The 9,786-nt window shown below is 69.8% G+C and carries 11 protein-coding genes; 4 read left to right on the top strand and 7 right to left on the bottom strand.

From position 1 onward, the window contains the following. Nucleotides 1–592: 592 nt before the first annotated feature. The 4 genes from ACFXGJ_RS22550 to ACFXGJ_RS22535 all read right to left on the bottom strand — a co-directional run bounded on the left by ACFXGJ_RS22550 (nt 593) and on the right by ACFXGJ_RS22535 (nt 2,240). The gene (locus ACFXGJ_RS22550; protein ID WP_378625095.1) at nt 593–757 is read right to left on the bottom strand and encodes a hypothetical protein; all 165 of its coding nucleotides are present in this window, start codon (nt 755–757) and stop codon (nt 593–595) included. A gap of 73 nt (nt 758–830) precedes the next feature. Next, a complete protein-coding gene (locus ACFXGJ_RS22545) occupies nt 831–1,616 on the bottom strand; it encodes an MBL fold metallo-hydrolase (protein WP_378625092.1) in 786 nt (261 codons plus the stop codon). A gap of 4 nt (nt 1,617–1,620) precedes the next feature. After that, nucleotides 1,621–2,079 carry a RidA family protein gene (locus ACFXGJ_RS22540; RefSeq protein WP_378625089.1) on the bottom strand — a complete coding sequence of 153 codons (459 nt, stop codon included), beginning with the start codon at nt 2,077–2,079 and terminating at the stop codon, nt 1,621–1,623. Continuing rightward, a complete protein-coding gene (locus ACFXGJ_RS22535; RefSeq protein WP_142095047.1) occupies nt 2,076–2,240 on the bottom strand; it encodes a DUF4177 domain-containing protein in 165 nt (54 codons plus the stop codon). Before ACFXGJ_RS22535 ends, ACFXGJ_RS22540 begins: the two co-directional genes overlap by 4 nt. A gap of 54 nt (nt 2,241–2,294) precedes the next feature. Here ACFXGJ_RS22535 and ACFXGJ_RS22530 point away from each other — a divergent pair, with 54 nt between their 5' ends. Together ACFXGJ_RS22530 and ACFXGJ_RS22525 are read left to right on the top strand one after the other, a co-directional pair. Continuing rightward, nucleotides 2,295–3,311, top strand: a complete 1,017-nt coding sequence (locus ACFXGJ_RS22530; RefSeq protein WP_378625085.1) for an ArsA-related P-loop ATPase — start codon at nt 2,295–2,297, stop codon at nt 3,309–3,311. Next, nucleotides 3,308–4,420: an ArsA family ATPase gene (locus ACFXGJ_RS22525; protein ID WP_378625082.1), complete on the top strand. Its 1,113-nt coding sequence runs from the start codon at nt 3,308–3,310 to the stop codon at nt 4,418–4,420. The genes ACFXGJ_RS22530 and ACFXGJ_RS22525 overlap by 4 nt, the downstream gene beginning before the upstream one ends. On the opposite strand, the gene ACFXGJ_RS22520 is transcribed toward ACFXGJ_RS22525, so the two are convergent. Then, nucleotides 4,404–5,705 carry an MFS transporter gene (locus ACFXGJ_RS22520; RefSeq protein ID WP_378625079.1) on the bottom strand — a complete coding sequence of 434 codons (1,302 nt, stop codon included), beginning with the start codon at nt 5,703–5,705 and terminating at the stop codon, nt 4,404–4,406. The two genes, ACFXGJ_RS22525 and ACFXGJ_RS22520, sit on opposite strands and share 17 nt — an antisense overlap. Beyond that, nucleotides 5,702–6,196, bottom strand: a complete 495-nt coding sequence (locus tag ACFXGJ_RS22515) for a MarR family winged helix-turn-helix transcriptional regulator (protein WP_378625076.1) — start codon at nt 6,194–6,196, stop codon at nt 5,702–5,704. The genes ACFXGJ_RS22520 and ACFXGJ_RS22515 overlap by 4 nt, the downstream gene beginning before the upstream one ends. 102 nt (nt 6,197–6,298) lie before the next feature. Between ACFXGJ_RS22515 and ACFXGJ_RS22510 the strand changes: the two genes are divergently transcribed. Then, nucleotides 6,299–6,742 (top strand): cupin domain-containing protein, encoded by a 444-nt coding sequence (locus tag ACFXGJ_RS22510; protein WP_378625073.1) that lies wholly within the window; start codon nt 6,299–6,301, stop codon nt 6,740–6,742. A 98-nt stretch (nt 6,743–6,840) separates the two neighbouring features. Here ACFXGJ_RS22510 and ACFXGJ_RS22505 read toward each other — a convergent pair whose 3' ends face one another. Next, a complete protein-coding gene (locus ACFXGJ_RS22505; RefSeq protein WP_378421315.1) occupies nt 6,841–7,164 on the bottom strand; it encodes a WhiB family transcriptional regulator in 324 nt (107 codons plus the stop codon). Nucleotides 7,165–7,414: 250 nt separating this feature from the next. On the opposite strand from ACFXGJ_RS22505, the gene ACFXGJ_RS22500 reads away from it, so the two are divergent. Beyond that, nucleotides 7,415–9,772, top strand: a complete 2,358-nt coding sequence (locus tag ACFXGJ_RS22500; protein WP_378625071.1) for a penicillin-binding protein — start codon at nt 7,415–7,417, stop codon at nt 9,770–9,772. Nucleotides 9,773–9,786: the final 14 nt, after the last annotated feature.

The raw sequence follows: 9,786 nt of genomic DNA, 5'->3' as shown, positions 1-9,786 counted from the left end.
GCCCCCACAGGGGTGGGCCGCCTCTTCTCCTGGAGTCACACGACTCGACGGCCGGATCGCGCGCTCGGGACTACCGCCCCCCTCGGATGGTCATCCCGAGCGCTCACCCACCGTCCGCGGGGACGAGCTCTCAGGCCGGGGTGCTCCCGGCACTGCCGGTGTTGAGCTGGAGAACGGTGCCGAACATGCCGACCAGCTGCACGATGCCGTTCTGGTCGGTGAGGTTGTCGAGGGATCCCACGCGCACTGCTCCTTCATTGGGGGGTGTGACGCAGCGCACGATTGCGCCCGCCGCACAGATGTCTACAGGCACGCGCGACCGATCGCAGCACGAGAAACCCGCACCCGAGGCGCCTCCGCCGTCGGCCGTTCGACCGACACCCCCACCACCAGCGCACATTGTCCCGAGTTCAGAGAAAGTGTGAAACACAACACATATCAAGGGAGGTCCCGGTGAACGGGACTAATGGGTCATCGCCGCTGGTAGGCCAACTGCACCCGCACCGACTGCCCGACCGGCACAGCTTCTCGTCGACCGTCCGAGCGCACGTGCCCGACCACCTGCCGCCCCGAGGCGTCCGAATGCCCGACGTCAGTCCGCGGCCGGCCACAGCGCGAGCCGGGCCTTGCCGACCCCACCCATCCCCGTCAACGTCACGATCCGAGACTCCGACAGCTGGCGGCGCGCCTCGGCCAACTCGCGGCGGCCGACGAGGCTGGTCGGTCCCAGCGGCAGGTTCCCGACCCCGTCCCACACGGCGACTGCCGGAGACGCGTCACTCTCGTCACGCGGCCCCACAGTCCCCGGTACGCCCGCCGCGGCGCCTCGGTCAGCGCCTCAGGTAGTCCAACTGCACCCGCACCGACTGCTCGGCGACCGGCCACAGCTTCCGGTCGACGTCCGAGTACACGTGCTCGACCACCTGCCGCACCGAGGCGTCGTGACCGAGCGTCTCGAGGGCCGCCCGCACCTGGTCGAGCCGCTCCTCCCGGTGCGCGAGGTACGCCTGCGCGACCGACTGCAGGTCGGGCAGGTCCGGGCCGTGCCCGGGCAGGACGGTCCGTCCGGCGCCGAGGTCGATCAGCGACCGCAGCGAGGACAGGTAGTCCCCGAGATCGCCGTCGGTCGAGTCCAGGACCGTCGTCCCACGGCCGAGGATGGTGTCGCCGGTGAGCACCGACCCCTCCCCCTCGATCACGAACGACGTCGAGTCTTTGGTGTGTCCCGGGGTCCGCAGCACCCGGATCGCGAGGCCGACCTCCTCGATCAGCTCGCCGTCGGGCAGGCCCGCGTCGGTGTGCCTGCGGAACTGCGGGTCCACAGCGCGCACCGGCGACCCGGTCAGCCCGACGAACCGGTCGATGCCCTCGGTGTGGTCGCGGTGCCGGTGCGTGATCAGCGTCAACGCCACCGGACCGACCTCCGCGATTCGCAGCAGGTGTTCCTCATCGGCCTCGCCGGGGTCGACCACGACGATCTCCTCGCGGCCCGGGGCGCGCAGGATCCAGGTGTTGGTGCCGTCGAGGGTCATCATGCCGGGATTGTTCTCGAGCATCACCGCCGCAATCGGGGTGACCTGTCGCAGCTGCGCGTACGCCGGGTGTGCGGTGGTCATGAGGTCAGCGCACCTCCGCGATGACTTCCACCTCGACGGGCGCACCGAGCGGCAGTTCGGCGACCCCGACCGCGGACCGGGCGTGCACGCCGGCGTCTCCGAAGACCTCGCCGATCAGCTCGGACGCGCCGTTGATAACGCCGGGCTGGCCGGTGAAGCCCTCCGCGGAGGCGACGAAGCCGACGACCTTGACGATCCGGACCACCGAGTCCAGTCCGACCAGCGCGTCGATCGCGGCGAGGGCGTTGAGCGCGCACGTGCGCGCCGCGCTCTTGGCGGCGTCCGCGTCGACCGCACCGCCGACCTTGCCCGTCAGCGTCAACTCGCCGTCGACGAAGGGCAGCTGACCGGAGGTGTAGACGAGGTTCCCACTCTGCACGGCGGGCACGTACGCGGCCACCGGGGCGGCCACCGGGGGCAGCTCGATACGCAGTTCGGCGAGGCGCGCCGACCAGTCGGTCATGCCTTCGGCCGCTTGAGGTAGGCCACGTGCTGCTCGCCGGTCGGGCCGGCCAGCACCGACACCAGCTCCCAGCCGTCCGCACCCCACTGGTCGAGGATCTGCTTGGTGGCGTGGGTAAGCAGCGGCACGGTGGCGTATTCCCAGGTAGTCAATTCGCTCATGCCGGTGAGCCTAGTCGGATCACTGTCGGGCACCGCGACTTATAGGCTCGGGGGGTGGCAGCACCTGCGAACGCACCCGTATACGAGTGGCCCGCCAAGGCGGACAAGGCCCGGTTGCACTTCGTCTCCGGCAAGGGAGGCACCGGGAAGTCCACGGTCGCAGCGGCTTTGGCGCTGGCACTGGCAGCGGGCGGTCGCCGTGTCCTGCTCGTCGAGGTGGAGGGCCGTCAGGGCATCGCCCAGCTGTTCGACGTGCCGCCGTTGCCGCACGCCGAGACCAAGATCGCGACCGCCGACGGCGGTGGCGAGGTGTTCGCCCTGGCCCTCGACATCGAGACGGCGTTCCTCGAGTACCTCGACATGTTCTACAACCTCGGGTTCGCGGGCCGCGCGATGCGCCGCATCGGGGCCATCGAGTTCGCGACCACCCTGGCGCCGGGCCTGCGCGACGTGCTGGTCACCGGCAAGATCAAGGAGTGCGTGGTGCGCACCGACAAGTCCGGGGTCCCGGTCTACGACGAGGTGGTGGTCGATTCGCCGCCGACCGGCCGGATCGGTAGCTTCCTCGACGTGACGAAGGCGATGGCCGACCTGGCCAAGGGGGGTCCGGTGCACTCGCAGTCGGAGGGCGTGGTGCGGCTGCTGCACTCCGACGAGACGATGGTGCACCTGGTGACTCTGCTCGAGGCGCTGCCGGTGCAGGAGACCGCGGACGCCGTGCAGGAGCTCGAGGCGGCGGACCTGCGGCTCGGCACGGTGATCGTCAATCGCAGCGGCACCGCGTACCTGCCACCGGAGACGATGGCCGAGGCCGCGGCCGGACGCATCGACGCCGCCGCGGTCAAGGCCGGCCTGGACGCCGCTGGCATCACCCTCTCCGACGCGGACTTCGCCGGACTGCTCACCGAGAGCATCGAGAACGCCGCGACCCTCGCCGCCCAGGACGACAGCGCGATCGAGCTGGACGAGCTCGACGTCGCGCGACTGCACCTGTCCGCACTGACCGACGGCGTCGACCTCGGCGGGCTGTACGAGCTGGCCGAGCAGCTCGCCGAGCAGGGTGTCCGGTGACGGCCGCGCTCGACGTCGACGCGATCCTCACCGATCCGAAGTCGCGGATCGTGGTGTGCTGCGGTGCCGGGGGCGTCGGCAAGACCACGACTGCCGCGTCGATGGCGCTGCGGGCGGCGGAGGAGGGCCGTCGCGTCGTGGTGCTCACCATCGACCCGGCCCGCAGGCTGGCGCAGGCGCTGGGGGTCCGCGAGCTCGACAACACCCCGCAGCCGGTGCCGCTCGGACCCGGCGCGACCGGCGAACTGCACGCGATGATGCTGAACATGCGGCGCACCTTCGACGACATGGTGCTCGAGCACTCGACGCCGGAGAAGGCCCAGCAGATCCTGGCGAACCCCTTCTACCAGACCGTCGCGACGTCGTTCTCCGGCACGCAGGAGTACATGGCGATGGAGAAGCTGGGCCAGCTCGCCGCCAGCGACGAGTGGGACCTGGTCGTCGTAGACACGCCGCCGTCGCGAAACGCACTGGACTTCCTCGACGCCCCCCAACGGCTCGGCGCATTCCTCGACGGCCGGATGATCCGGATGCTCTCGGCCCCCGGACGCGGGATCGGGCGCCTGGTCACCGGCGCGATGGGACTGGCCCTCAAGGCCGTCAACACCATCGTGGGCAGCAAGATGCTCTCGGACGCGTCGGCGTTCGTCCAGTCCTTCGAGTCCATGTTCGGCGGATTCCGGGAGCGGGCCGCCCGCACCTACGAGCTGCTGCGCGCCGACGGGACGCACTTCCTGGTGATCGCCGCGGCCGAGCCGGACGCGCTGCGGGAGGCGTCGTTCTTCGTCGACCGGCTCTCCACTGAGGGGATGCCGCTGGCGGGCCTGGTGCTCAACCGCACCCACCCGACGCTGAGCTCACTGCCCGCGGACCACGCGGTCGCCGCCGCCGACCTGCTCAAGGAGCGCGGCGAGCACCCGCTGGCCGTGGCGGTGCTGCGGATTCACGCGGAACGGGCCCGGACCGCGCAGCGGGAACTGCGGCTGCTCGGCCGGTTCACCGGCGCTCACCCGCGGGTCCCGATCGTCGGGGTGCCGTCGCTGCCGTTCGAGGTCTCCGACCTCGAAGCCCTGCGTGCGGTCGCCGATCAGCTCACCGGTCGGGCGTAGCCGGCTGCGGCACGGCGCTCCCGGGCACGGACTCGACCGCAACCGGCACAGGCTCGTCGGCGAACTCCGGACGTCGGGCCTGGCGCAGGACCATCGCGCCGAGCCCGGCCGCGACCAGGCAGGCGACCGCACCCATCATGAGGCCGACGCGGCCGCCGAACTGCTGCGACACCGCACCGGCGATGGGTCCGCCGATCGGCGTGGATCCGAGGAATGCGACCGACCACAGTGCCATCACCCGGCCGCGCATGCTGGGGGCGGCCTCGAGTTGCAGGGTGCTGTTGCCGGTGGCCAGGAAGCTGACGCTGGCGGCACCGACCAGCACCAACGCAACGAGTTCGAGCCACAACGTCGGCGCGAGTGCGGCCGCCGCGATGACCACGCCGAAGATCGTCGACGAGGCGATCAGCGCCGCGACGCCGGTGCGTCCGCGCGCCGCGACATACAGTCCACCCGCCACGGCACCGGCCCCCATCGCCGCGGTCATGAAGCCGTACACCTGGGCGTCGCCGTCGAACGTGGTGCGCGCGACCACCGGCAGGACCACCTGGAACTCGTAGGCCAGGCACCCGACCAGCGCCATCATCAGCAGCGGCACGAGCAGCGTCGGGGTCCGCCGGACGTAGTGAAGGCCCTCTCGCAGCTGGCCGGGACTGCGGAGCGCGGGCGGCGAGGGCCGCAACGCGGAGCCGTCCAGCCTGATCAACGAGGCGACCACCGCCACGAAGCTGACCGCGTTGATCAGGAAGCAGATCCCGAGTCCGCCCGTAGCGATGACGATGCCCGCGACGGCGGGACCGATCGCGCGCGCCGCATTCACCAGCACCGAGTTGAGGCTCACCGCGTTGTGCAGGTGCTCGGGACCGACCATCTCCAGAACGAAGGCCTGGCGAGCGGGATTCTCGAAGCAGTTGTTGAGACCGAGCAGGAACGCGAGCACGTACACCTGCCACAACGTCACCGTGTGGGTCACGGTCAGCACGCCGAGGGTCAGCGCGAGCACGCCCATCATGGACTGCAGCCCGATCATCAGCCGACGCTTGTCCACCCGGTCTGCGACCACGCCGCCGTACGGGCCCAGCAGCAGCACCGGCAGCGTTTGCAGCGCGACCACCAGCCCGAGCGCGGTGGCGGATCCGGTCAGCTGGAGCACCAGCCAGGATTGCGCGACCGTCTGCATCCAGGTGCCGATCATCGACACGGCCTGGCCGGAGTAGTACAACCGGTAGTTCGGAACGGTCAGGGACGAGAACGTTGCCCGCCGGGCGCCGGCCAGGGCGCTCATGCCCGCACCGAACCGTCGTCCACGGCGGCCGGGGTGGACGAGACCGCCGGGCGGGGCGCGAACATCTGCTCGGCAAGAGCTTCGACCGCGGGCAGCGCCGCCAGCAGCGACTCGGTCTGAGTGTGCGGCAGTCGGGTCAGCGCCTCGGTGAACAAGGAGGTCCGCTCGCGACGTAGCCGCTGGTGCAACTCCTCACCAGCCGCGGTGACCTGGACCAGCACTGCCCGACGGTCGCCGGGGTCGGCGGAGCGCGAGAGCAGTCCGTCGGCCTCGAGCTTGCCGATGACGCGGGAGAGCATCGTCGGATTCAGGCCCTCGACCTCGGCGACGGCGCCGGCGCCGAGAGGTCCGAGCCGCGCGACTGTGCCCAGCACCGAGAGCTGCGTACGGGTGAGCCCACCGCCGGACACCTGCCGGTCGACCAGTCGTGAGATCCGGGCCAGCGCGATCTTCAGCCTGGTGACCTCGTCCTCGGACGGACCGTTCGTCATCCCGCACCCCTCGAATTGATTGCCTATCGGCAAGCATATAACTCGAGGAGGGAACGCGGCGTCGCCCGGACAGCGCGGGACGACGCTGCGATGATCGGTGACATGGCCGAACTGCCCGAATGGGCGCACTCGCTGGACCTGACCCCGCACCCGGAGGGCGGTTGGTATCGCGAGACGTGGCGCAGCGACGTCACCATTCCCGCGGCCGCCCTGCCCGACCATCCGGACGCCCGCTCCGCAGGAACCGCGATCCTGTTCCTGCTGCTACCGGGCCAGCAGTCCGCGTGGCACACCGTCTGCAGCGACGAGCTCTGGCTCTGGCATCGCGGTGGTGCACTGCAGCTGGACCTCGGCGGCGACGGCGACGAGCCGGGACCGGCGACCGAACTGCTACTCGGCGCGGACCTGCTCGCCGGCCAGGCACCACAACTCGTGGTTCCGGCACGGCACTGGCAGCGGGCGCGACCGACCGGGGACGAACCCGCGCTCGTCAGCTGCGTGGTGGTGCCGGGATTCGACTTCGCCGACTTCCGGCTCCAACAGTGACGCCGTCACGAGCGTGAAACCCGCGTGGCCTCGACGCGTCCAGGACAGCACGCTGGCCGGAATCCTGAGATCCCGGCCAGCGGCAAAAGTTCATTCGTTCAGACGACAGAAGCCTGGTGCCGCTGAGCCTCGAAGAAGTCCGCCCAGGACTCGACCTCGGGGTGCTGCTTGAGCAGCGCGCGGCGCTGACGCTCCGTCATCCCGCCCCACACGCCGAACTCGACCCGGTTGTCGAGGGCGTCGGCGCCACACTGCATCAGCACGGGGCAGTGCCGGCAGATGGTGGCGGCCTTGCGCTGCGCCGCGCCGCGCACGAACAACTGATCGGGATCAACCGCCCGGCATCGTGCCTGCGTGACCCATGCGATTCGAGCCTCGGCCTCTTCAACATCCAACCGGTGGCCCGGGGTTGTCACGGTCATCTTCTGCCCCTCCTGCAGTACAAAGCGTCGCCCTCGCTGACGCTCTGGAAGTGCCCGTTCTCGCTACCATGAGCGAGTTACGCCACATTCCTGAACCAGTGTTATCTCTATCACACTGGGTCACAATTTAGGCAATGTATAACGCCTTGCGCAAGTGCCTGGGCGACTTTTTTGGTACGGACGTGCATCCAGGACAGACAGGCTGGTCACGCGCGTGTGAGTCGACTGCGGGGCCACGTACGCTGTCTGAGTGCCGATCGCAAAGACAGTCGCGAAGCTCGCCGGATGCACGGCCTTGGCCGGGGCACTCCTGGCGGGTGTGATGTTCCCGTTGGCCGGCGGGTTCGGGATCGCGTCGAACCGGGCCGCCGACACCGTCGACAACGTTTCAGCCGAACTGGTGGAGGGTGACGTGCCGGCCGTGTCGACGATGGTCGACTCCGCCGGAAACCCCATCGCCTGGCTGTACGAGCAGCGGCGATTCGAGGTGCCAAGCGACAAGATCTCCAACGACATGAAGCTGGCCATCGTGTCCGTCGAGGACCGCCGCTTCGCCGACCACAAGGGCGTCGACTGGCAGGGCACGGTGCGGGCATTCCTCACCAACACCACCAGCGGCCAGCTCCAGCAGGGCGCGTCGACGATCGACCAGCAGTACGTGAAGAACTACCAGCTGCTGGTGGTCGCGAAGACCGACGCCGAGCGCCGGGCCGCGATCGAGACCACGCCGGCCCGCAAGATCCGCGAGATCCGGATGGCGCTGACGCTCGACAAGAAGCTGACCAAGGACGAGATCCTCACCCGCTATCTGAACCTGGTCCCGTTCGGCAACGCGTCCTTCGGCATCCAGGACGCTGCCCAGACCTACTTCGGGGTCGACGCGAAGGACCTGAATCTCACCCAGGCCGCGATGCTCGCCGGCATGGTGCAGTCCAGCTCGGCGCTGAACCCGTACACCAACTCGTCGGGCGTGCTCGAGCGGCGGAACACCGTGCTCGACACCATGATCGCGAACATCCCGGACCGGGCCGACGAGATCCGCGCCGCCAAGTCCGAGCCGCTCGGCGTGCTGCCCGAGCCGAAAAGCCTGCCCCGCGGCTGCATCGCCGCCGGCGACCGCGGCTTCTTCTGCGACTACGCGCTGCAGTACCTCGCCAACGCGGGCATCAGTCGCGAGCAGGTCGAGAAGGGTGGCCTGCTCATCAAGACCACCCTCGACCCCGCGGTCCAGAATTCCGCACACAACGCGCTGACCGGCACCGCCAGCCCCACCACCGAGGGCGTCGCCGAGGTGATGAACATCGTGAAGCCCGGCCAGGACGAACACCGCATCCTCGCCATGAGCAGCAGCCGCAACTACGGCCTCAACGGGGCGATCAACGAGACCGTGCAACCGCAGCCGTACTCGCTGGTCGGCACCGGCGCCGGGTCCATCTTCAAGATCTTCACCACAGCCGCGGCGATGGAGAAGGGCCTCGGCACCAGCGCGGTCCTGCAGGTCCCGGGCCGGGTCGAGGTGAAGGGCATGGGTTACGGCGGCGCCAAGGGCTGCCCCGCGACCATGTACTGCGTCGAGAACGCCGGCAAGTACCCAGCGTCGCTTTCGGTGACCGACGCGTTGGCGCAGTCGCCGAACACCGCGTTCGTCAAGCTGATCGAGCAGGTCGGCGTCACCCCCACCGTCGACATGGCGGTCCGGCTCGGCATGCGGTCGTACGCGCAGCCCGGATCGTCCGGGCAGGGCGACGGCCAGTCCATGGCGGACATGCAGAAGCAGCAGAACCTCGGTTCGTTCACACTCGGTCCGACCTGGATCAACCCGCTGGAACTGTCGAACGTGGCGGCCACGCTGGCCTCGCACGGCAAGTGGTGCCCGCCGACGCCGATCGACTCGATCGTCGACCGCAACGGCAAGCCGGTGTCCATCACGCAGCAGGCCTGCGAGCAGGTGGTCGAGCCGGGCCTGGCCGACACGCTCGCGAACGCGATGAGCAAGGACGACCAGGCCGGCGGCACCTCGGCGGCCGCGGCGGGCGCCGCGGGGTGGCGCCTTCCGATGTCCGGCAAGACGGGAACCACCGAGTCGCACATGTCCTCGGCGTTCCTCGGCTTCACCAACAACCTCGCGGGTTCGGTGTACGTCTACGCCGACTCGCCGAACCCGCGGGAAATCTGCACCTCCCCCCTGCGGCAGTGCGGCGACGGCAACGTCTACGGCGGAAACGAACCCGCCAAGGCCTGGTTCACCGCGGTCAACCCCGTCGTGAACAACTTCGGCCCGACAGCGCTACCGCCGATCGACCCCAAGTACCAGCGTGGGTCGCAGAACGCCCAGCTTCCGAATGTCGCTGGGATGAACCAGGCCCAGGCCACCAGCGCACTCAAGGCCGCGGGCTTCGGCGTCAATGCCGTGACCACCGCGGGTGACGGCGCCAAGGGCACGGTGCTGAGCACCTCGCCGGCAGGCTCTGCCGTGCCCGGCTCGTCGATCACGCTCTACGTCAGCGACGGCTCGGTCCGGGCCGCACCGGCGCCCGCGCCGGCGGCGCCGGCGCCCGGGCCGCAGCCGATCCCCGGACTGCCCCCGCTCCCCCCGCTGCCGCGGTAACGCGCTTCGTGCCC

This window comes from Rhodococcus sp. NPDC059234, from assembly GCF_042754225.1.
Lineage (GTDB): Bacteria > Actinomycetota > Actinomycetes > Mycobacteriales > Mycobacteriaceae > Rhodococcus_G.
This window is presented reverse-complemented; position numbering and strand designations above follow the sequence as displayed.